The organism is Clostridium sp. CTA-5, from assembly GCF_054768135.1.
In genome coordinates this window covers 132,740-156,136 of the sequence record NZ_BAAAAT010000003.1, presented here as the reverse complement: position 1 = coordinate 156,136, position 23,397 = coordinate 132,740, and the positions used below count along the sequence as shown (strand labels likewise).

General features: G+C 29.1%; 17 protein-coding genes. 1 reads left to right on the top strand and 16 read right to left on the bottom strand.

The annotated features are described in order from the left end of the window. Nucleotides 1-82 precede the first annotated feature (82 nt). The 11 genes from selD to xdhA form a co-directional block, all read right to left on the bottom strand. Nucleotides 83-1,120: a selenide, water dikinase SelD gene (gene selD, locus ACYUET_RS08735; protein ID WP_460278932.1), complete on the bottom strand. Its 1,038-nt coding sequence runs from the start codon at nt 1,118-1,120 to the stop codon at nt 83-85. 268 nt (nt 1,121-1,388) lie between these two features. Next, nucleotides 1,389-2,015: a sulfurtransferase-like selenium metabolism protein YedF gene (gene yedF, locus ACYUET_RS08730; RefSeq protein WP_460278931.1), complete on the bottom strand. Its 627-nt coding sequence runs from the start codon at nt 2,013-2,015 to the stop codon at nt 1,389-1,391. Nucleotides 2,016-2,046: 31 nt separating this feature from the next. Continuing rightward, nucleotides 2,047-2,838 carry a selenium-dependent molybdenum cofactor biosynthesis protein YqeB gene (yqeB, locus tag ACYUET_RS08725; protein ID WP_460278930.1) on the bottom strand — a complete coding sequence of 264 codons (792 nt, stop codon included), beginning with the start codon at nt 2,836-2,838 and terminating at the stop codon, nt 2,047-2,049. Nucleotides 2,839-2,914: 76 nt separating this feature from the next. Beyond that, nucleotides 2,915-3,691 carry a selenium cofactor biosynthesis protein YqeC gene (gene yqeC / locus ACYUET_RS08720; protein ID WP_460278929.1) on the bottom strand — a complete coding sequence of 259 codons (777 nt, stop codon included), beginning with the start codon at nt 3,689-3,691 and terminating at the stop codon, nt 2,915-2,917. Between the two features lie 128 nt (nt 3,692-3,819). Continuing rightward, entirely contained in the window at nt 3,820-4,599 is a 780-nt protein-coding gene (locus ACYUET_RS08715; RefSeq protein ID WP_460278928.1) for an ABC transporter ATP-binding protein, read from the bottom strand. After that, the gene (locus ACYUET_RS08710) at nt 4,596-5,585 is read right to left on the bottom strand and encodes a FecCD family ABC transporter permease (RefSeq protein WP_460278927.1); all 990 of its coding nucleotides are present in this window, start codon (nt 5,583-5,585) and stop codon (nt 4,596-4,598) included. Before ACYUET_RS08710 ends, ACYUET_RS08715 begins: the two co-directional genes overlap by 4 nt. Beyond that, nucleotides 5,582-6,616: an ABC transporter substrate-binding protein gene (locus tag ACYUET_RS08705; RefSeq protein ID WP_460278926.1), complete on the bottom strand. Its 1,035-nt coding sequence runs from the start codon at nt 6,614-6,616 to the stop codon at nt 5,582-5,584. Before ACYUET_RS08705 ends, ACYUET_RS08710 begins: the two co-directional genes overlap by 4 nt. 212 nt (nt 6,617-6,828) lie before the next feature. Then, a complete protein-coding gene (locus tag ACYUET_RS08700; protein WP_460278925.1) occupies nt 6,829-8,238 on the bottom strand; it encodes a nucleobase:cation symporter-2 family protein in 1,410 nt (469 codons plus the stop codon). A gap of 396 nt (nt 8,239-8,634) precedes the next feature. Further along, the gene (xdhC, locus tag ACYUET_RS08695) at nt 8,635-9,108 is read right to left on the bottom strand and encodes a xanthine dehydrogenase subunit XdhC (protein ID WP_460278924.1); all 474 of its coding nucleotides are present in this window, start codon (nt 9,106-9,108) and stop codon (nt 8,635-8,637) included. Then, on the bottom strand, nt 9,101-9,982 hold the full coding sequence (xdhB, locus tag ACYUET_RS08690; protein WP_460278923.1) for a xanthine dehydrogenase FAD-binding subunit XdhB: 882 nt from the start codon (nt 9,980-9,982) through the stop codon (nt 9,101-9,103). The genes xdhC and xdhB overlap by 8 nt, the downstream gene beginning before the upstream one ends. A gap of 17 nt (nt 9,983-9,999) precedes the next feature. Further along, entirely contained in the window at nt 10,000-12,300 is a 2,301-nt protein-coding gene (gene xdhA, locus ACYUET_RS08685; protein WP_460278922.1) for a xanthine dehydrogenase molybdenum-binding subunit XdhA, read from the bottom strand. A gap of 1,322 nt (nt 12,301-13,622) precedes the next feature. Between xdhA and ACYUET_RS08680 the strand changes: the two genes are divergently transcribed. Beyond that, nucleotides 13,623-14,096, top strand: a complete 474-nt coding sequence (locus ACYUET_RS08680; protein WP_460278921.1) for a nucleoside deaminase — start codon at nt 13,623-13,625, stop codon at nt 14,094-14,096. Between the two features lie 124 nt (nt 14,097-14,220). On the opposite strand, the gene hydA (ACYUET_RS08675) is transcribed toward ACYUET_RS08680, so the two are convergent. The 5 genes from hydA (ACYUET_RS08675) to hydA (ACYUET_RS08655) form a co-directional block, all read right to left on the bottom strand. After that, on the bottom strand, nt 14,221-15,621 hold the full coding sequence (gene hydA, locus ACYUET_RS08675) for a dihydropyrimidinase (RefSeq protein ID WP_460278920.1): 1,401 nt from the start codon (nt 15,619-15,621) through the stop codon (nt 14,221-14,223). Nucleotides 15,622-15,653: 32 nt separating this feature from the next. Beyond that, nucleotides 15,654-17,105 carry an NCS1 family nucleobase:cation symporter-1 gene (locus ACYUET_RS08670; protein ID WP_460278919.1) on the bottom strand — a complete coding sequence of 484 codons (1,452 nt, stop codon included), beginning with the start codon at nt 17,103-17,105 and terminating at the stop codon, nt 15,654-15,656. 39 nt (nt 17,106-17,144) lie between these two features. Further along, nucleotides 17,145-19,706: a selenium-dependent xanthine dehydrogenase gene (xdh, locus tag ACYUET_RS08665; RefSeq protein WP_460278918.1), complete on the bottom strand. Its 2,562-nt coding sequence runs from the start codon at nt 19,704-19,706 to the stop codon at nt 17,145-17,147. 150 nt (nt 19,707-19,856) lie between these two features. Continuing rightward, nucleotides 19,857-21,257, bottom strand: a complete 1,401-nt coding sequence (locus ACYUET_RS08660) for a nucleobase:cation symporter-2 family protein (RefSeq protein WP_460278917.1) — start codon at nt 21,255-21,257, stop codon at nt 19,857-19,859. Nucleotides 21,258-21,967: 710 nt separating this feature from the next. After that, entirely contained in the window at nt 21,968-23,359 is a 1,392-nt protein-coding gene (gene hydA, locus ACYUET_RS08655) for a dihydropyrimidinase (protein WP_460278916.1), read from the bottom strand. Nucleotides 23,360-23,397 lie beyond the last annotated feature (38 nt).

Genomic DNA, 23,397 nt, shown 5'->3' with positions numbered 1-23,397 from the left:
TAAAAAATTAATCATGTATATTTAATTTGTGAACTATGCCTATACATTAAAACCCAAGCATAAACATAATTTTCAGTTTAAACTATTTAATTACTATGTGTTTATCTACTTTATCAACAACTTGTCCAATAACTCTTGCATGAGAAGTAAATGCTTCCGTCCTTGATAAAAATTCCTTAACGTCTTTTTCTGAAATTGAAAGTAATAATCCACCTGATGTTTGAGGATCTATCAATACATCTTGTAATTCTTGAGAAATATTTGAACCTAAAGTAAACTTATCCTTTAAATAATCAAGGTTATTATACATTCCTTCAGGTATGATTCCCATTTTGGCATACTCTAATGCTTCATCTATAATTGGAACAGAATCACTAAAAATTTCTATAGTTTTATTACTACCACTTGCCATTTCATAGCTATGACCAATTAAACTAAATCCTGTTACATCAGTACATGAATGAACATCTAATCCAGATATGCATTCTTTAGCATACTTATTTAATGTAGACATAATCGATGCAACTTCTTTAATTTTAGTTTCACTTAACAATCCTGCTTTTGTTGCAGTATTCATTATTCCAATACCTAAAGGTTTTGTAAGCACAAGCACATCTCCAGTCTTTGCATTACTATTTGAAAGAATTTCACTTGGATGCGCAAACCCACTTACACAAAGTCCATATTTAGGAATAGGATCTGCAATGGTATGCCCCCCTGCAATTATTGCACCAGCTTCCTTAACCTTGTCATATCCACCAGCAAGTATATCATGCATAATTGATATATCTATACATGAAGGAAAACACATTAAATTCATAGCTAGTGCTGGATTTCCACCCATTGCATAAATATCACTAAGAGCATTAGCAGCTGCAATTTGACCAAAAGTATACGGATCATCTACCATAGGTGGAAAGAAATCTACTGTTTGAATTACTACCTTATCATCACTTACCTTATATACACATGCATCATCATTATTATCAAATCCCACAAGTAAATTTTTATCTTCAAACTTAGGTAGACTACTTAAAACATTATGAAGAATGCCTGGACCTATCTTAGCAGCACATCCTGAACTCTTAGTTAAACTAGTAAGTTTTATATCCTTTGACATATAACATATCCTCCTATTAAACAGTTTTAAAAATTCAATATGTTTTAAATATCTTTTGATATTGTAGTATAAGGGCGAACTGGCATTGGAATTTACTTTTTAGAACTCTTAATAAATATTTGTCCAATTATTTGCTTGTCACAATCTTTGATTGGGAACATGCATTAATTGGACTAATCTTTATTTTTAGAGTTCTTAAAGTAACTTCCCCTGTCCATGAGCTTTATACTACAATATCAATACTGCTTAAAACATATCTAAAATATTTTTATAATGTAATAACTTTTGATGCCTCTTTCATAGCATTTGTTATATCATACATATTACTTACTTTTCCTACCTTTAATTCTTTCTCTAGTCCATAAAAGTTAAGGCATGTTCCACAAACTAATATCTCAACACCTTTTTCCTCTAAAACTTTTAAATTTTCTATTGCTTGTTCATTTAATGTAGGTACTTTTACTCCAGCATTCATAAATAAAATTGATTTTGGTAACTTATCAGACTCAGAAATTGTATAAAAATACATTTGCATAAGTGTCTTACCAAGATCTTCGCTTCCACCGCCTATAATCTCTTTTCCTATAAATACTGACCAGGTATCTATATCTCTTTTATTTCCTTCTATCTTTTCAAGTATTTCATTACATTCTTCACACTCTTCAGATTTATTATCACTATCAGAATCCTTTGAAAAATGTACTTTAAATACTCCATTGTTTTCTTCTATAGATGATATAAATTCTTGACTATTAGCTAACTTTTGAAGATTTTGTACAGCTATTTTATTATCAACCTCAACTAAAAAGTTATTATTTCCACCATCAATCTCTTTCTTTGCCATTATTACTGGTATTGGACAATTCTTACCCTTTGCATCAACTATCTTATTCATTTAATACCCTCCCTATTTTTCTATTAAATCACTATTTTTTAATACTATGTTTTAAGTGTAAAATCGCTTCTAAGACTCCGCCTCCAATAGATCTAGCTTTATCTGAAATTGTAAAACAATGATTTTTTTCACATCTTGGATCAATATCTCCACTTTTCATTCCTTTGAATACACTGACATCTTTTTGAAGCATTCCACGTACTATTCCATCTAATTGTGCAAAAATTGGTGTTTTATTAACATATGCTACAATGTCACCTTTTTTCACATAATCCCCTATTTTAGAAACTGGTAAGATTTTACCATCCTCTGTGGCCCTAATTATTCTTTCCTTAGTGAATCCTCCAACATCTCCAGGTACTCCAGTATTAGGAATAGCACTTCCACTATATATTGTCTTTCCTAAATAATGTCCTCTTTTTGTTTCAATAACACAATCACAATCAACTCCAGCTGTAAATCCTGGTCCAAGTGCAATTACAATTGGTGCATCATCAATATGTGTTCCTAAATTTTTTTTGGCTATTATAGCATCTATTATTATGTCTGGCTTAATTTCATCTGCAATTTTAGCTTCCTCATCTACTATAATCGCAATGTTTCCATCTGAAATTATTTTATTAATATCTTCTTTTGTAGAAGCTAAAACACCCTTTACTCCTTCAACTTCTACCTCTTTATCATACACAGCTTGTGAAAATGCTACGGTCCTTCTGACTGTAGTTGGTTTTGAAATTTCTGTCATGACTATATCAAATCCACATTTTTTTAATCTATTAGCAACTCCTGTTGCTAAATCTCCTGCACCCTTCATTAATATCATAAGTTTCACGTCCCTTGCTTAAGAAGCATATAAAATATGTTTTTATATTACAACATTTCTATATTTCAAGTGAATGTTAATCTATATTTTCTCTAAACGTTGTTAATATTAATTCATTTGCTCCTAATTTTAAAAATTCATGTAAAATATTTTTAGCTATTTCAAGTTTTTTTCTATCATCCACTTTATTTATAACTACTTTATAATCACACTTTACATCCTTTTTTTGTCCTTTTTCACTTAGTACTATTTGAGCAATATCACATTCATTAATAATATGCTGTTCATCTGTATTTAAAAATTTTGATACCAAATTAGGTCTATGACATATTTCGTTAATACTTTTTCCTACTGAATCAATACCACATACCCCTACAACTAAATTGCTTCCCTCTAATATTACTGGTTCATGTTCAGCAGGCATTTTTAATGGTAATCTCTTTGCTCCATCAGCTTCAACTAATACAAAATCAGCTAGTTCTATAAGACTTTCAGCTGTTTCTTTTGATAAACCTTTTATTTTTTTCAACTCAATATCTCTAGCATTAGATTTTTTTTCATCACATAATAACCCAACTGTAACCATGTTTTCGTTATATAAAAATTTTGTAATATCATCTTTTTTACCTGTAACTACTACATTACTTTCAGGCATAAGCATATGAGTAGTTGTTGTTATAATAACTTTTTTACCCAATTTGCTTAATTCATCACCTAGTTGATATATCAAGCTTGTCTTACCACCACCACCTACAAATGAGATTATTAATTTTTTAGTAATATCTATATTTAGAGCTTGTATTAATGACTTTGTTTTGCTCACTCTCATATTCTCACATTTAAAGATTTTCATATTATGTTAACTTATCTCCTTTATTAACTTTTTAATTTTAAATTATATATATGTTGTAATAAGGCTTGTTCAATAAATCAAATATTGTTATATTGAACATTTAAGTTCAAAATAAAATAACTTTTATATTAACAAACTATAACAGGACCAAACTTTGTATAAGAAACTTCAAGTTTTTTATTGTAGATTTCTTCCATTAAACTTATAAATTTTTTTTCATAACCTTCTATTTTACAATCAATAATATCAACTATTTCATTTGCATTTAAGATCACTATTTTGTCTGCATATCTTAATGCTAAATTAATATCATGTACTGTAATTAAATTAATTAGATTATTTTCTTTAATTAAATCACTGATAAATTTAAAAAACTCATGCTGTTTTACATAATCTAAAAAAGTATTTGGTTCATCTAAAAGTATGATATTAGAATTTTGAATAAATATTCTTGCTAAATAAACCAGCCTTCTTTCTCCACCACTAATTTCACTTATATACTTGTCTTTTAAATACTCTATATTTAATTTTTTTAAAATATCTTTGACTAGTTCATGATGCTCTTTAGTTGGCATATCAAATACTCCAAGGTATGGTGTGATCCCCATAAGAATTACATCTTGCACACTATAGTTTTGACTTGTATGTAAATTTTGTGGGATATAAGATATTAATTTACTTCTCTCTTTATTAGAAAGCTTTAATATATCCTTATTATCATAAATTACTTCACCAGTAATACTTTTCATAAGTCCAGTTATGGATTTTAATAAAGTTGTTTTTCCAGCTCCATTTAATCCTAAAAGTATTGTAACTTCTCCTCTTTTAAGTGTTAGATTAATGTTTTTTAGTACTGCTTTATTTGAATATCTGACACTTAAATTATTTATTTCTAAATCGCTTTTCATCTAATAAAATTTTCCTTTCGATTAAGAATATAAACTAAAAACGGTGCACCTACTAATGAAGTTAATATACTAACTGGAATTTCTGTTGCAGTTAAACTTCTTGCAATGGTGTCTGCCATTATAAGAATTATTGCTCCAACAATCATAGTTAATCCCATAACTTCTGATATATCATCTTTAGCATAAAACTTTACTATATGAGGTGCTAATAAACCTATCCAGCTTATAATTCCAGCCACAGAAACTACTGCTGATACTAAAAGAGTTGATGAAAATATGGCGATTATTCTAATAAATTTAACATTAACTCCTAAAAGTTTTGCCTGTTCATCACCCATCGTAAGCACTTTTAATCTCCATCTAAATAAAAATAATATTACTGCTGATATAGTTGTTAATATAAATACATACAATACACTATTCCATGTACTATTATAAAATCCACCCATTAACCAAAAATCTATTGATGGTAATTCTTTGTATGGATCTGCCAAGTACTTTATAATCATTAAAAAAGATGATGATATTGCACCAGTTACAATACCAGATATAATAAGAGCTAATATTCTATTGCTTCTCATTTGTCTAGATAAAAGTAATGAAAAAATTACAGCTCCTATTCCAAAGACAAATGCCATTACTTGAATTATTATTGGAGAAAAAGGTAAAAAAACTATAGCAATTGCTGCACCTAGCGAAGCTCCTGAGCTTACGCCAAGTACATCAGCAGATACTATCGGATTTTGAAATATACTTTGAAAAACTATTCCTGATAGTGATAATGCAGCCCCACTTATTGAAACTAATACTACTCTTGAAAATCTTATGTTCCAAATCAGATTAAATTCTAACGAATCAGATTGTCCATAAAACATAGTTTTTATTATATCTATTGGTTTAATATTATATCTTCCTATTAATAGAGATGTAATTATTAATATCAATAAAATAATGCTACTTATCACTTTAGAATATCTTAATCTCATATTCCAATGTCCTTATTTTCTACTTCTAAATTAAAGAATTTCTTATAAAAATCTTTTGCTGTCTTTTCAAATTCATCTTTTGAATATTTATCTGGATTAATATTATTTGTCATCCAAAGAATACCTAAAATTGATGATGGTGTTGGATAATCCCAAGGTTCTATCACAGATGGTATAACAAAAACTTTCTTATTTTTTACTGCATTTACATCTTTTAATCTTTCATCATTAAACACATCTTCTACACTATATTTAGCATATTGCACAATATAAATAATATCTGGATTATAAGCTAATAATTGTTCAGCTGATATATCTACCCAATAACCATCTTCAAGAGCTGAAGTCACATTATTTCCACCAGAAGCTTTTATCATGTAATCTTGATACATCTTTGATGTACATGTTCTTAAAACATTTGCACTTCCTGATAAATAAACCTTAGGTTTATTATTATTGTTTTCATTTATTTTCTTTACTTTTTCTAGATTATCTTCATAGTATTTTACTATTTCATTAGCTCTTTTTTCTGTATTAGTAGACTTTCCTACAAGTTTTACACAATCTAAAAATGAATCTAATGATTCTGGTTCTACAGCTATAACTGGAATGTTAAGTTGTTCAAATTGTGGAATTACTTCTTTAATTCTAGTTGGAATTATAACTAAATCTGGTTTTATCTTTGCACACTCTTCCACATTTATGCTTTTTGCTGAACCTATTTGTGGAAGATCAAAAAATTCTGGTGCAACCCTTTTATAAAGTTCTCTATCTTTAGGTTTCATTTCAACACCTGCAAGTTTATCCTTAAGCCCTAAAGCTACTAAAAGTGAAGTTGTAATAGGATAACTTGAAACTATTTTATTTACTTCCCCTTTTATTTCTACTTTTCTTCCTAATTGATCTTCAACAGTAATAGTTTTGTCCACATTATTACTAACTACTTCTTTACTTTTTCCACACCCAACAAAAAAAGTTGTTATTAATACAAATGTTAATATAATGGACCAAATTCTTTTTATTTTTCTCATATGGTACCCCTTTCTTATTATGTATTTTAATTACATTATTGCATATTAATTGTTTATTTCCCAGTATATATTTTCCATATATGTTTTAAATATATTTTTATTTTTCTTATATTTTAGTTAAAATCAAACCTAGTATAAATAAATTACTAGGTTTGATATAAAATTTTTAATTTTTATAACTTAAAATTGAATATTGTATATAATAATTGAACTTAACTGGAAATTTCTGATTTCTCAATTATTTCGCAGTAATCAGCTTTTTTATTCATTAACTCACTGTCATTATCATCATTAGAATAGTTATTAGAAGAATCTGTTTCACCATGGTTTAACCATGCATTTAAAACTATTGCAACTATTGAACCTGAAACTATTCCACTTCCAAAGATTGATTGTATAAACTGAGGTGTTTTAGATAATATAGTTGGTACAGCAGTTATTCCTAAGCCAACTGCAAGAGAACAAGCTATTATTAAAACATTAGATGTTTTTTCTAAATCTATATCAAGTAACATTTTAATACCAGCAACAGCAACAGTACCAAACATTATTGTAGTAGCCCCTCCAATTACTGGTTGAGGAATTATTGTTGCTAAAGCTGCAAATTTAGGTATAAGTCCTAAAGTAATAAGAATAACACCTGATGCAACAACTACAAATCTACTAAATACTTTACTTAATGATAGTAAACCTAAATTTTGATTAAATGTTGTATACGGAAATGAATTAAATATCCCCCCTAAAATAGTTGCAAGCCCCTCAGCTCTTAAGCCTTTAACTATATCCTTTTCAGTTAATTTCTTATCACAAAGTTTAGAAACTCCTAAAAATGTACCTGTTGATTCCACCATAACGGTTATCATAACTAAAGTCATCATAAGTATTGCACCAATATCAAATTTAGGAATACCAAAGGTAAATGGTTTAACAAAACTTACCCATTTAGCTTCTGCAACAACTGAAAAATCTACCATTCCCATAAATGCTCCTGCAATAGTTCCAAGAACAATACCGTTTAATACAGCAATAGCTTGAAAGAAACCTTTTAAATATTTATTAGATATTAAAATAACCAACATTACAAAGATTGCAAGAAGTATATTACGTACATTACCAAAATCTTCTGCACCAGCACCTCCACCACAACTAGTAACTCCTACATTAATTAAAGACAAACCAATAATTGTTACAACAGAGCCAGTTACTACAGTAGGAAAGAACTTAAGCAATTTACCATATAGAGGAGCTATAAGTATTACAACTATAGCTCCAGCTATTATTGAACCATACGCATAATCCATACCAAGACTTTTACCAATAATAATTAATGGACCTACAGCAGCAAATGTACAACCTAATATTACTGGTAACTTAATACCTGCAAAATTACCAATACCTAAAGCTTGGAGCAAAGTTGCTATACCACAAGTAAAAAGATCAGCAGCTACTAAAAGAGATAATTGTTCATGAGTCAGACCTACAGCAGCTCCAATTATTAATGGAACTGCAACTGCTCCTGCATACATAGCTAAAACATGTTGGAGACCAAAGGTTGCTAATTGTCCAATAGGTAACATTTCATTTACTTTGTCAACTGTTTTGGTGTTATTTTTTGATGACATTAAAAATACCTCCTATAAATTTATTTCATATATTTAATTACTATAGTTTTAGAATATAAACTCACTCTTCGCTATTTACGAGTAACCTAAGTAACTTCTAATAATCATCCTTAGTATCAATCTCCCAAAGATTATATTCATCTTTCACCAAAAGTTATTATTATTGCACTTACCCCTTTTTTATCTCCAACATATCTATTTTGAGGTTATGTTTTAAACTAATATTGATGTTTTAGTATAAGCAGTTAATTAAAACATAACCTATTTTTCAAATTAGAAATCCCCTATTTTTTAAACCTCAAAATATAATCTTATCTATAAACTTAAACTTTTCATTATTTCTTTATAGCTATATATTTCTAGTAGTTTTTCATTAATAGCATTTCATTAAAATCATTATTTTTCTAATGCCTTTTTAGTTGCATTAAATATTTTTTGATAGCCTGTACAACGACATAAATGCCCTGAAATTTCTCTTCTTATTTCTTCATCAGTATATTTCTTTCCACTATTAACAAGAGCTGTAGATGTTAATACTAATCCTGGAGTACAAAAACCACATTGAACAGCACCTTCATCAATAAATGCTTGTTGGACTTTCGATAATTTACCATTTTTCTTAACACCTTCAATAGTTAAAATAGTTTTACCATCTGCCCAAGCAGCCATATATATACATGAATCAGTAGGTGTTCCGTCAATTAATACAGTACACGCTCCACATTCTCCAACATGACATCCACACTTTACCCCTGTAAGATGTAATTTATTTCTTAAAACATCAAGTAAAGATTCTCTTATATCAACTTCTAATGTATAAGGTTTATCATTTACTATCATTGATATTTTTTTCATTTTTGTATTACTCATAGTCTTCTCCACCTTCTATTTTTATAGTCTTTTTTATTCCTCTTTTAGTTAATTCTTTAATTAAATGCTCTCTAAAATCCTTAGATGCACGCCATGAATTTCTTGACTTGGATGACCCTACTGCAAGTTCAGCAATTTTATTTATATTTTCATCAGTTATTTCAATACCTTTAGCATAAGTTTCAGCTTCACTACATCTTATTGGAGTTGGAGCTGATACTCCTAATGCAATTCTTAAATCCTTAAATTTATTATTTTCAATTGAAGATACAACAGCTACACTAACCATTGCTATATCCATAGCTTTTCTATTACTAAATTTTATATAATGACCTCTTGTATTCTCATAACTTTGCTTTTCAATTATTAAACTAAGCAATACTTCATTGCTTTTTATGTCTACTCTTCCTGGTCCTAAATAAAATTCCTGTATTGGTACAATTCTTTCATTATCTTTACTTCTTAATTTTAATTTAGCATTAAGAGAAAATAATGCTGGTGCACTATCCGCTGATACAGCTCCATTACAAACGTTCCCACCTATTGTCGCCATATTCCTAACCTGTGGTCCCCCCATAGAGACTGCACCTTCCCCTAAAACTTTTATATTTTTTTCAACAATATCACTTCTAAATATTTGTGCAAATGTTGCCATTGCTCCTATTTCTATTGATCCATCTTCTAACATTTTAATTTCATCAAGCCCTTTTATTTTTCTAATACTTAATAATTCAATATCCTTAATATTCCTATGATGTAATCTTATTAAAACATCAGTACCTCCTGCTATTATTTTAAGTTGAGAATTTTGATTCAATAATTCCAATGCTTCCTCTAAAGTTTCTGGTTCTAATATATCTTTAATATCAAACATTCTAAGCCCTCCTTAAATTACACTAATCCAACTTCCTTAAATTTTTCAAAAACAGATTGTGGATTCATAGGTATCTTATTAAATGATACTCCTGTTGCATCTAAAACAGCATTACGAACTGCTGGTGCTGGTGAAACTGTTGTGTTTTCTCCCATAGATTTTTGACCAAATCCACCTGCTGGATCATATTTCTCCACAAAAGCTGACCCAATAGTTGGAGTATCCATTATTGTTTGTAATTTATAATCTAAAAGATTATTATTCAGTGGCTTACCAGTTTTTTCATCAAATAACATTTGCTCTGATAAAGCATATCCAAGTCCCATACTTACTCCACCATGTACTTGTCCTTCTGCTAACATAGGATTCATAATCATGCCTGAATCATGAATATTATATATCTCTAAAACTTCTATTTTACCTGTTTTAATATCAACTTCTACTGCTGCAAATGTAGCACCATAAGCTATTGCGTTGATCCTAACATTAACGGATGTATCACTAGTTATAGGACAACATTTAATTCTGTCATAATATGATTCCATAGCAATTTCCTCAAGTGGACATATTACTCTACCTAATCTTTTTTCTACAACCTGACAATCAACAATATCTAACTCACTAGAATTTAATCCACATTTACTACTTGCAAATGCTAGCACTTTGTCTCTAACCTCTAAAGCACATTTCTTAACCGCAGCACCACTTACAAATGTTTGTCTTGATGCATAAGAACCCGTATCAAAAGGAGTTACATCTGTATCTTGCATAGAAATCACATGAACCATATCTATTTTTAATCCAAGAATTTCAGCTACCATTTGTCCAAAAACAGTATCACTACCTTGTCCTATTTCAGTTGCTCCAATTTGTAATTGTACTGAACCATCTTGATTCATTACTATTCTTGCTCCAGCTGGTTCTAATGCTACAGGATGAGTTCCAGTAAAATAGCTAAAACAAGCCATCCCTACGCCTCTTTTTTTATCTTTATTTTTAGCGTTATATTCCTTATATGATCTCTTTTTTTCATCCCACTTAATTAATTCTTTTCCTTTTTCAATACATTCTGGCAATGCAAATGCACGAACTACATTTTTGCTAAGCGGTTCAACATAACCTTCAGTAACAAAATTTTTAACTCTAAATTCTATAGAGTCCATATTAAGTGCTCTACAAATATCCTCTATGTGACTTTCCAAAGCATAGCACATTTGTGGAGCTCCATATCCTCTCATTGCACCTGCTGCTGGTAAATTTGTGTACACTGTTGTAGGACTATATTTTATTGAATTAAAATCATATACTCCTCTAAATTTTCCTCCAGCACTCATAGCAACAGAATGACCATGAGAAGCATAAGCCCCATTATTCACAAGATTTTTTATATCTAATGATAATAATTTTCCATCCTTTGATACTGCTGTTCTAAATTTAATTTTCATAGAATGCCTAGTTCTAGTGTCAATAAAACACTCTTCTCTATCTAATGTATATTTTACTGGTCTTCCATCAACTGCAAGTGACATAGCAGCAGTTAATGGTTCAATAACTACGTCTTGTTTGTTTCCAAAACCACCACCAACATAAGGTTTAATAACTTTTATTTTTCCCCAGGCTATTCCAAGTGCTTGTCCTACAACTCTTCTTACAATGTGCGGAATTTGAGTTGAAGAAACTATAACAATACGATCTTCACCATCTACATAAGCATAAGTACTATGATTTTCCATATGACAATGCTGAACTATACTTGTTTCAAAACTATCTTCAAATATTCTATCAGCATTTTTAAAATCTTCTTCTACATTTCCAATTTCTGATCCAAAGGAACTTAAAATATTATTTGGTCTTTCTTCATGGATTATTGGTGCATCCTTTTTTAACGCATCTTCACTCTTTACTATAGGTTCTAAAACTTCATATTCAACATCTATAAGTTCTAAAGCTTTTGATGCAACTATTTCATCTACTGCTACAACAGCAGCAATAGCATCTCCAACAAATCTAGCTTTATTAGTAAGAATTAATCTATCCTCTATATCTCTATGTGCTGGATCTAATGACCATGGATGCCCAGCAGTCCCAAATTTAATATTAGGTAGATCTTTATGCGTAATAACTGCTTCTACACCTTCTAATGCCTTTGCCTTACTAGTATCTATATTTTTTATTATAGCATGAGCATAAGGGCTTCTTAAAACTTTACCCACTAACATATCGTTTACAAAAAAATCATCTACATATTTTGCTTTACCAGTAACTTTAGACGTAGCATCAAATCTAACTACGCTACTTCCCACTATATTCTTTGTCATATTACACCTCCATAAAATTCACATAAAATAGCATATATCTGGATATACCACATATTTTATAAACAATTGAACATTCAAAATCACATAACTTTAAATTTTAAGTAAATGTTCATATTATAGTATAAAGCTAATGGACAGGGGAATTTACTTTAAGAACTCTAAAATAAAGCTTAGTCCAATTAATGCATGTTCCCAATCATAGATTGTTGACAAGCAATTAATTGTACAAATCTTCATTAAGAATTCTAAAAAGCAAATTCCAATGCCAGTTCGCCCTTATACAATAATATCAACAACCTTTTAAAACATAGCGAAGTTTTAAAAATCCCAAAATTTGCCCTTACAAAAATAAATTTATGATTTTCTAACAGTTCTAAGTTTACAAAATTATATTTTATTGTTATATTTTAGCATGAATACAAAAAAGTTGTACTTATTTTATATATATTTCAATACCATAATATCTTTTTTGTAATATTCCATATTAATACTAATATTCAGCATATTTTATGCCAAAATTAAATTTATAATACTTTTATTCATTTTTTTACTATTTTCATATTCTTTATTAATTAATTTAACTGTTATAATAATAAATTTTCAATAATTTAAGTAATCATTTACATACTAATTATATTTTATAACTTTTAATCTCTAATTTTTTTATCATTTTGGTAATTAAATATTATTAAATTACATATTATTAGCTATAAGCTGTTTATTGGTATTATCAAAGTGATAATTTTTTTATCATTTTGATAATCTAGCTTTTGCAAAGTTATTTTAAGTAACAAATATAAACTTTATATTCATTTTTAATTTTTAAAATAACGAAATATATAAGTTCTAAGTAACATAAGCACAAATTAGATCAAAATTTTATTTACCAAATTTACACATTTATGGCATAATAATTGCTATTATAATTACTATTAATATATATGTTCTAAACTTAAGTCATTACATTTATAATCTTTTATAAAATTTTTATAGAAAGTTATATCTTTAATTAATAATCTCTAGTTAGAAGCATATATATCATAAATTTTCTATATAAGTTCCTCACTGTACTGGTAAGTCATATCATTTATAAATATTCTAAAATTTATATTAATAAACAAACTTTATTGGAACTTATATACTCCAAAAATCACATATCCTTTTCACAAAATCAATTTTTTATAATAGTATTTAACTTTTAAACTCAAGAAAAAATCTCAAAAATTTATTAATTATTTTATATAAAAAATGAGTATTAATAAAAATCTAAATCAATAAAAGAGTTTATATAAAGACTCGATGATATTATGGAGGATGTTAAAATGCAACAAAAAGATATAATGGATTTATGTGTTAAACAATGTAAAGAAGGTATGTCAAATTTAGAAGGTGGGCCTTTTGGTGCTGCTATTGTAAAAGATGGAGAAATTGTAGCTCTTGCTAATAATACAGTAATTAAAGATAATGATCCTACAGCTCATGGTGAAATGAATGCAATAAGACAAGCTTGTAAAAAACTTTCTACATTTGATTTGAGTGGATGTGAATTATATACAACATCTGAGCCTTGTCCAATGTGTATGTCAGCAATAATATGGTCTAATATATCAAAAGTTTACTATGGTTGTACTGTTAAAGATGCAGCAGATATAGGATTTAGAGATGAACATATATTAAATTTCTTAAAAGGTGACTGTACTGATAAAAAAGTCTTAGATTTAGAACAAATAGATAAAACAAATTGCATGACTGCATTTGAAATATGGACAAACAGTCAAAATAAAACACGTTATTAAGATCTCCTTAAAAATTTATATATAAAGTTGATAATGCTACTTTGCCATTAAACTCAATATCAACATTAAATCATAAAATGAGGATATACAATTTTTTTGTATATCCTCATTTTTCTCTATAAATTTAAATCAATCCAATATTATTTAAATCTACTTTTGATCTTTTAATAAACTTACCATATCCTTTTTTCCCTATAAATTTATTATCTTTAACTATTATTTTACCACGTGAAATAGTTATTATTGGATATCCTTTTACCTTTATGCCCTCATATACAGAGTAATCTACATTAGAATGTAATTTAGAATTTGTTAAGGTAACTTCCTTTTCTGGATCAATTATTACTATATCCCCATCTGAACCGGCCTGTATAGTTCCTTTTTTAGGATATAATCCAAACATTTTAGCTGGATTTGTACAGCATAACTCTACAAATTTATTTAAGCTAATTCTCCCTTTCATAACTCCTTCTGAAAACATAAGTGGAATTCTTTCTTCTATTCCCGGAGCCCCATTAGGACACTTCGTAAAATCATCTTTTCCTTTTTGTTTATCTTTACTAAGAGAAAATGGACAATGATCTGTTGCTATTGTTTGTATATATCCATCATTAATTCCTTTCCATAATTTTTCTATATCATCTTTAGATCTTAATGGAGGACTAATTGTATATTTTAATGCTTCCTCGTTTGGAAGTTCATATTTGCTTTCATCTAATAGTAAGTATTGAGGACATGTTTCTGCATATACTTTTTCTCCTCTTTCTCTTGCCATTTTTATATAATCTAATCCTAATCCTGATGATAAATGAACTATATAAAGTGGTGCATCTTCTACTATTGATGCCATATTTATCATTCTATTAATAGCTTCTGCTTCACTTTCAGCTGGTCTAGTTAAAGGGTGATACTTAACACTCTTAAGTCCATTACTAACGTACTTCTCTCTTAAAAGTTTTATACTTCCATGATTTTCACAATGAATAGTTGCAATACCTTGCAATTCTTTTAATCTATTTAATACTCTAAGTACACCTTCATCATCAATCATATAATCATAAGTTAAATAAAGTTTAAAACTAGGTATTCCTTCCTCTTCAACTATTTCTTTCATTTCATCAATTATATTATCATCTACATGTTGAACAACTCCATGAAAACTATAATCTATTACACTTTTATCATCAGCATATCCATGATAAACATCAACTTGATGTTTTAAATTGCACCCTTTAGGCCCAAAACCCATATGATCTACGATAGTTGTTGTTCCACCACAAGCTGCTGCTACTGTTCCAGTATAAAAATCATCATTTGCAATAGCTATTCCAACATCTAAATCTAAATGGGTATGAACATCTACTCCACCTGGAATAACATACTTCCCTTTAGCATCTATTATTTTATCTGCTTCTTTTTTTATATCAATGCCAATTTCTTTTATAACGCCATCTTCAATATAAATATCCCCGTTATAAATATCACTAGCAGTTGCTATAGTTCCATTTTTTATTAATAAAGACATATTAATCACCTCACTTAATTTTTCTCTCTATATCAATTATATTTCTTTGCTCTCATTAAATATACAGTGTAAATTACAATGCTTATTATCATACCTAAAACATATGAGTTATCATAAAAAACTTTAAGCGGTGCAATGAATCTTCCTAATAATAGGAAAACAGTAATTGTAAATAAAATTATTATAGCTTTGTAATTCCAACCTTTATTATAGTAATATTCTCCTCCATCTGTTCTATATAAATCTACTAATTCTATCTTAGCCTTATGTTCTAACCAGTAAGATGCTAAATAAATTCCAGCCATCGGTCCTAAAAATGTTGCTAATATACCATTTACTTCAAATATATAATTATTAGGATCATTTAATATCCTCCATGGTTGAACAAGAACAGCTATTACACCTATAAGCATTATTGCTTTTTTATAAGTTATCTTTTTAGAAAATAAATTAGAAAATATTATCCCTGGTGCTACTAAATTTGCTGCCACATTTGTTGTTAATGTAGCTAACATAATAAAAATAGAAAACATTACTACAACAATCGGATTATTAAACTTTGAAACTAAATCTGCTGGGTTCCAAATTGGTTCACCAAATGCAATAGCAGATGCAACAGTTCCACATATACCAACAAAAACTATAAAAGCTGTCATTATTGGTGCTCCAATAAATTGACCTGTTATTTGTGCTTTTTGTGATTTTGCATGTCTAGTAAAATCTGAGATATTTAAAGCTATAGTTCCATCAAATGCAATCATAGCTGTTAATGCTGGGAAAAATGATTTTAAAAAACTGCCTCCATTTCCTTGTGCTACATTATGGGTTAGTAATAGATTAAATCCTCCAGATATCTTATATGCCCATACTATAACTGCAATACCCATTAATACTAAAATAGGTGCTGAATAATCTTCCATAAATTTAACTGCTTTTGAACCTGTAGCACCTATATAAAGATTCAATATTAAAAAAATGAAGTAACATATAAATAAATGTGGGGCCCAATTATTCCATGATGGTATAATTGCTCCAATTAGGGAATTTATTGCGGTACCACCTATCCAACATTGTATTCCAAACCAAAAACATCCTAGTAATGCTCTAACCATAGTTGGAAATACATTACCATTAGGTCCAAAAACTAATTTAGAAAGTAATGGATAGCTTATACCATACTTAGTACCTGCATGTCCTAATAGTGTTGCTGGTACTATAACAATAGTATGTCCTAATACTATTGTAAAAAGAGCTTGCCACCAATTCATTCCAGAAGCAATAAGTCCACTAGCTAGCATATAAACTGGTATTGAAACCATAATACCTATCCAAAGTGTCATTATATTCCAAGCCGACCAATCCCTCTCTTCTATATTTATTGGCCTTGTATCATTAGTATAAACTGTTTTATATTTCCCTATTTCTGCTATTCCGATAGATGTCAAGTTAACTATTTCACCATTATTACTTTGAAATCTATTCATATTTATCCACCCCTATATTAGTTTAATGATACATTTATATTACTTTTTTGCTTTCTTATAAAATGTATTTTTTAGTGGTAGTTCTGTTCTAAATATTCCATCTAATTTATAATAAGCTCCTTGTGCTGCTGGCGCTGTTGGAATACAAGTAATTTCCCCAACCCCCTTTGCTCCAAAAGATAACTCTTGTGTATTTTTTTCTATTATAATAGGAGTAATTTCTGGCACTTGAGTTGCTCTTAAAAGTCCTAATGTTCCAAATTTAACCTTAGGAACTGAATTTTCTATTGTATAATCCTCTGTTAATCCATAGCCCAATCCCATTACAACTCCGCCTTCAATTTGTCCTTCTACATTCTTAGGATTTATTGCCTTTCCTACGTCATGAGCTGCAACTACTTTTTTAAGTTTTCCTTGTTCATCAATAACAACAACTTGAGTTGCAAATCCATAAGCAACATGACTTACTGGATTTTCTTTAGGGCTACCCATTTTATCTGTAACTCCTAAATACTCTCCAAAGAATTCTACTCCTTCTAATTCCTCAAATGATTTATTCTTTAAGGCTTCTTTTAACTTTAATGATGCAATTCTTGTGGCTTCTCCTGTGAATACAGTTTGTCTTGATGCTGTTGTTGTTCCTGAATCTGGAGTTATTTGAGTATCAGGAGTTTCATAAACTATTTGTGAAGCAGGTATTCTTAAAACTTCACCGACAATTTGAACAACTACTGTTCCTATTCCTTGTCCAATACAAGCTGCAGATGTTCTTATATGAACTTTCCCGTCTATTACCTTGACCTTACATCTTCCTGTATCAGGTATTCCTACACCAACACCAGCATTTTTAAATGCACATGCTATTCCAGCATATTTATTGCTGTAATAAAAATCTTTAACAGCCTCTAGTGTTTCTATTAAAGCAGTACCTTCATCTGCAATTTGACCATTTGCTAATACTTCACCAGGTTTTATTGCATTTAACATTCTAATTTCAAAAGGATCTATACCTACCATTTCTGCTAACTGATTTAAGTTACATTCAGTTGCAAATGCTGATTGTGTTACTCCAAAACCTCTAAATGCTCCTCCTGGAGTATTATTTGTATAAACTGCTATTCCATCTACAACCATATTTTGATAATTATATGGACCTGCTGCATGAGTACATGCTCTTTGAAGAACTGGTCCTCCAAGAGAAGCATATGCTCCTGTATCTGCTATTATTTCTGCTTTCATTGCAGTTAATTTTCCATTTTTATCACATGCTGTTGTAAATTCCATTTCCATAGCATGTCTTTTAGTATCAACTATAATACTTTCTTGTCTTGTAAGACACATTTTTACTGGTTTTTTAGTAAGATATGCAAGTAGTGCAGTATGATGTTGACAGCTCATATCTTCCTTACCGCCAAATCCTCCACCTACATATTTTGAAATAATCCTTAACTTATCTTCTCCTAAATTTAATAATGAGCCTATTTCCCTAAAATCATCATATATACTTTGAGTTCCTGTATAAACTATTAATCCATCTTCTCCATCTGGAACTGCAACTGCTGCTTCTGGTTCTAAAAAGGCATGTTCAGTAAATGGAACCTTATATTTATTAGTAACAACATATTTAGAATTCTTTATAGCCTCATCAGCATTTCCTCTTACTAAATGTTCATGAACTAGAATATTTCCACTTTCATGTATCTTTGGAGCATCATCTTTTAAAGCCTCCCTTGGAGATGATATAGGTTTTAACTCCTCAAAATCTACTTTTATATATTTTAAGGCTTCTTTTGCAATTTCCTCAGTTTCTGCTGCAACTAAAGCTACTGCATCTCCAAGATATCTTGTTTCTTCTCCCACCTTTATTAAAGCTGGAGTGTCCTTTTTAAGATGACCTAAATATCTTTTCCCTGGAATATCTTCTGCTGTTACAATTTTAATTACCCCTTCAATATTTTCTGCTTCTGATACATCTATACTTTTTACTAATGCCCTAGGATATTTACTTCTTAAGGCTGCACCATAAATCATTCCATCAATTCTTATATCATCAGTATATTCTCCTACTCCTAAAGCTTTATCTTTAGCGTCAACTCTTGCCATAGGCTCCCCTATTAAACCTTTACACGTAACCTTTGGAACTTCTTTATTTTCTCTAAATATTTCAGCAGCCATCATAATAGCTTTTTCTATTTTTACATATCCTGTACATCTGCATATATTACCAATTAAAGCCTTCTTAACCTCTTCGATTGTTGGCTCTAAAGTTCTATTAAATAAAGCCTTTGCACTAATAACCATTCCTGGTATACAAAATCCACATTGAACCGCACCTGCTTCAGTAAAAGCATAGGCAAATACCTCTCTTTCTCTCTCAGTGAATCCCTCTATTGTTGTTATTTCCTTACCATTTACCTTCTCAGTAGTAAGAATACAAGCCTTTATAGCTTTTCCATCAACTATAACCATACATGTTCCACATGCACCTTCTGAACACCCATTTTTTACAGATGTTATATTACAATCATCTCTCAAATATTTTAAAAGCTTTTTATTTTCACTAACATTTTTTTCTTGTCCATTAAGAATGAATTTAAACAAATCCTATCACTCCTCATAATCCCAATTTTCTCTTTTTAAATATTTCCCTTTTTACTTTTCATCTAAATAATTACATAAATTTATAACTTGCTTGCATTATAAAAATATTTTCTTTGATATTTAATTTTCATTTAAATACTATATTGATTTTTAATTATTTACTTCTAAAATCTCATCACTTACATATATTTCTTTACTTTCATTAATTAATACTTTTTTCTCCATATTCTTATTTCCTAAAACATTAAAAAATATATTTAATAAAACTGCGGATATACTTCCTATAGTTATTCCACTATGAAAAATTGTTTGCACCCATGTTGGAAAGTTTTCATAAAATGTTACATTAGCCAATGGTATCATTGAAAGCCCTACACTTACAGCAACTATTACTGAGTTTTTAGTTCCATCAAAATTAACTTTTGATAATGTTTTAATTCCTCCAACTAACACCATCCCAAACATTGCAAATCCAACACCACCAAGTACTGACTTTGGTATAGCACCCATTACTGCTGCAAACTTTGGTGTAAAGCTTAAAATTAAAAGAATTATTCCTGCATAAATACCTACAAATCTTGATTTTATATTTGTTAATCCAACAAGTCCTGTATTTTGAGCAAATGGTGTAATTGGAAAAGTGTTAAATATACCTGCTAGAAATGTTGAAATACCATCTCCAGCTAAACCTCTTCTTATATTTTCTTCAGTAACCTCTTTATCTGTTATTTCATGTATTGCTATCATGTTTCCAACTGATTCAGTCATTAAAACAAGCATTATTAAAATCATAGAAATTATGGCTGAAACATTAAATGTAGGCATCCCAAATTTTAACGGTACATTTAAGCTAAACCATCCTACATCTTTAACTTGACTGAAATCAGCAATACCTAAAGCCATAGATAATACAGTTCCTATTATTATAGAAAAAAGGATTGCTGCACTGTTCCAAATGCCCTTTATATACTTGAATAATAGTAATGTTATTACTAAAACTGCCAGTGATAATTCTACTTCTTGTATGCTCGCTGGTTTTGCTACCCCTCCAGTTATCCACTTTATTCCTACTGGCATTATAGAAATACCTATTACTAACACAATGGTTCCTGTAACCACCTTTGGGAAGAACTTTATTAGTTTTCCAAATACAGGTGATATAATAAAGCAGAATAATCCTGATATAATTACCGCTCCAAAAACAGTTGTCATTGCCAAATGCTTATCACCATGAGCTCCTGCAATAATTGAAAGAATTCCAGATACTGCTGCAAAGCTTGTACCTTCTATTACTGGAATTTTAGCTCCTACAAAATTTTTCACCCCACACCCTTGAATTAAAGTACCTATTCCAGCCATAAATAATCCTGCACTTATAAGAAAAACTATTTCCAAATGATCTAGACCAGCTGCACCACCAATCATAAGTGGAACAGCTACTGCACCCGCACACATTGACATAACATGTTGAAGTGAAAATATCCCTGCTTTTGAGAAAGGTATTTTTTCATCAACTGCAGGTATTAAATTATCCCCATCTTTTTGTCTCATAATCCTCAAATCCCTTCGCTAATTCTCTCCTATAATCCATTACTAAATTTTTTATATTTAGTTAGTATCTCATAAGCTATTTTTTCTTCCGTGAAAATGTTTTATTATGTAGCAAATAATATTTTATTTTATTACTAGTAAGTAGCATATTTCATGCCAAAATAAAATCTGAGTTTTTTCGCATTTTTGTCCTAATTTTCTATTATTTATTAATTAATCTAAATATATTTTTCTTATATATTAAAAAATTTCAAAAAACCAAGTAATTGTTTACATTTTTAATTTTAATTTTAATTTTAAACATATATATTTTTTATCATTTTGGTAATTTAAAATCATTAAATTACATATTATTCTATAAGCTATCTATTAGAATTATCAAAAAGATAAATTTATTTATCATTTTGATAATTTCAGTTTTATAAAAAAATTTATGTAAAAAAACTATAAAAATAAATTCTTTTATTCATAAGCTTTATCCAATAATTAAGGCACATAAAAGATAAAATAAGTCATTTTAATATTATCTTTGACTTATTATCTTTCATGTGCCTAATATTTTTTAGTCTCTTTATTATTTCATAAGTGTAAATTTTTAAAAATAATTATATATATAATAAATTTTCTATATAAGTTCCTTACTATAATTACCAGTAATATCATTTATAAATATCTTAATATTTATATTAATGAACAAACTTTATTGGAACTTATATACTCTTCAAATCTACCTTGGATCTTTTAATAAACTTACCATATCCCTTTTGACCTATAAATTTATTATCTTTAACTATTACTTTACCACGTGAAATAGTTATTATTGGGTATCCTTTTACCTTTATCCCCTCATATGGCGAATAGTCTGCATTTGAATGCAGATTAGAGTTTTTTATAGTAACTTCCTTTTCTGGATCAATTATTACTATATCTCCATCTGAACCAACTTGTATAGTTCCTTTTTTAGGGTATAGTCCAAATATTTTAGCTGGCTTTGTACAGCATAAATCTACGAATTTATTTAAGCTAATCCTACCTTTATTAACACCTTCTGAAAATATAATTGGAATTCTTTCCTCAATTCCAGGATTCCCATTTGGGCATTTAGTAAAGTCATCTTTCCACTTTTGCTTATCTTCACTAAAAGAGAATGGACAATGATCTGATCCTATAGTTTGTATATATCCATCATTAATTCCTTTCCATAACTTTTCTATATCTCTTTTAGATCTTAATGGAGGACTAATTATATATTTTAATGCTTCATCATTTGGAAGTTTATATTTACTTTCATCTAATACTAAATATTGTGGACATGTTTCTACATATACTTTTTGTCCTCTTTCTTTAGCCATTTTTATATAATCTAATCCTAATGATGATGAAAGATGAACTATATAAAGTGGTGCATCTTTTACTATCGATGCCATATTTATCATTCTATTAACCGCTTCTGCTTCGCTTTCAACTGGCCTACTTAAATAATGATATAATGGACTAGTCAATCCTTTTACCATATAACTTTCTTTTAGAAATCTTATGCTTCCATCATTTTCACAATGTACAGCCATGATACCTTTTAATTGTTTTAACTTATTTAATACTCTAAGTACACCTTCATCATCAATCATGTAATTATAAGTTAAATAAAGCTTAAAGCTAGATATTCCTTCTTCTTCAACGATTTTTTTCATCTCACAAATTATACTGTTATCTACATGTTGAATAACCCCATGAAAGCTATAGTCTATTACACATTTATCATCAGCATATTTATGATAAGCATCTACTTGATGTTTTAAATTACAACCTTTTGGCCCAAATCCCATATGATCTACAACAGTAGTTGTTCCTCCACAAGCTGCTGCCACTGTTCCTGTATAAAAATCATCATTTGCAACAGAAATTGATTTATCTAAATTTAAATGAGTATGAATATCTACTCCACCTGGAATAACATATTTACCTTTAGCATCTATTATCTCATCTGCCTTTTTTATAAGATTGATTCCAATCTCTTTTATAAGGCCATCTTCAATATAAATATTTCCATTATAAGTATTACTGGCAGTTACTACAGTCCCATTTTTTATTAATAAAGACATTATTACCACCTCGTTTTATAAAATGTTTTAAAAAATTA

Excerpts from the sequence above, each read along its gene's own strand:
- selD (WP_460278932.1), bottom strand. The coding sequence starts at position 1,120 with ATGTCAAAGGATATAAAACTTACTAGTTTAACTAAGAGTTCAGGATGT.
- yedF (WP_460278931.1), bottom strand. The coding sequence starts at position 2,015 with ATGAATAAGATAGTTGATGCAAAGGGTAAGAATTGTCCAATACCAGTA.
- yqeB (WP_460278930.1), bottom strand. The coding sequence starts at position 2,838 with ATGATATTAATGAAGGGTGCAGGAGATTTAGCAACAGGAGTTGCTAAT.
- yqeC (WP_460278929.1), bottom strand. The coding sequence starts at position 3,691 with ATGAAAATCTTTAAATGTGAGAATATGAGAGTGAGCAAAACAAAGTCA.
- ACYUET_RS08715 (WP_460278928.1), bottom strand. The coding sequence starts at position 4,599 with ATGAAAAGCGATTTAGAAATAAATAATTTAAGTGTCAGATATTCAAAT.
- ACYUET_RS08710 (WP_460278927.1), bottom strand. The coding sequence starts at position 5,585 with ATGAGATTAAGATATTCTAAAGTGATAAGTAGCATTATTTTATTGATA.
- ACYUET_RS08705 (WP_460278926.1), bottom strand. The coding sequence starts at position 6,616 with ATGAGAAAAATAAAAAGAATTTGGTCCATTATATTAACATTTGTATTA.
- ACYUET_RS08700 (WP_460278925.1), bottom strand. The coding sequence starts at position 8,238 with ATGTCATCAAAAAATAACACCAAAACAGTTGACAAAGTAAATGAAATG.
- xdhC (WP_460278924.1), bottom strand. The coding sequence starts at position 9,108 with ATGAGTAATACAAAAATGAAAAAAATATCAATGATAGTAAATGATAAA.
- xdhB (WP_460278923.1), bottom strand. The coding sequence starts at position 9,982 with ATGTTTGATATTAAAGATATATTAGAACCAGAAACTTTAGAGGAAGCA.
- xdhA (WP_460278922.1), bottom strand. The coding sequence starts at position 12,300 with ATGACAAAGAATATAGTGGGAAGTAGCGTAGTTAGATTTGATGCTACG.
- ACYUET_RS08680 (WP_460278921.1), top strand. The coding sequence starts at position 13,623 with ATGCAACAAAAAGATATAATGGATTTATGTGTTAAACAATGTAAAGAA.
- hydA (WP_460278920.1), bottom strand. The coding sequence starts at position 15,621 with ATGTCTTTATTAATAAAAAATGGAACTATAGCAACTGCTAGTGATATT.
- ACYUET_RS08670 (WP_460278919.1), bottom strand. The coding sequence starts at position 17,105 with ATGAATAGATTTCAAAGTAATAATGGTGAAATAGTTAACTTGACATCT.
- ACYUET_RS08660 (WP_460278917.1), bottom strand. The coding sequence starts at position 21,257 with ATGAGACAAAAAGATGGGGATAATTTAATACCTGCAGTTGATGAAAAA.
- hydA (WP_460278916.1), bottom strand. The coding sequence starts at position 23,359 with ATGTCTTTATTAATAAAAAATGGGACTGTAGTAACTGCCAGTAATACT.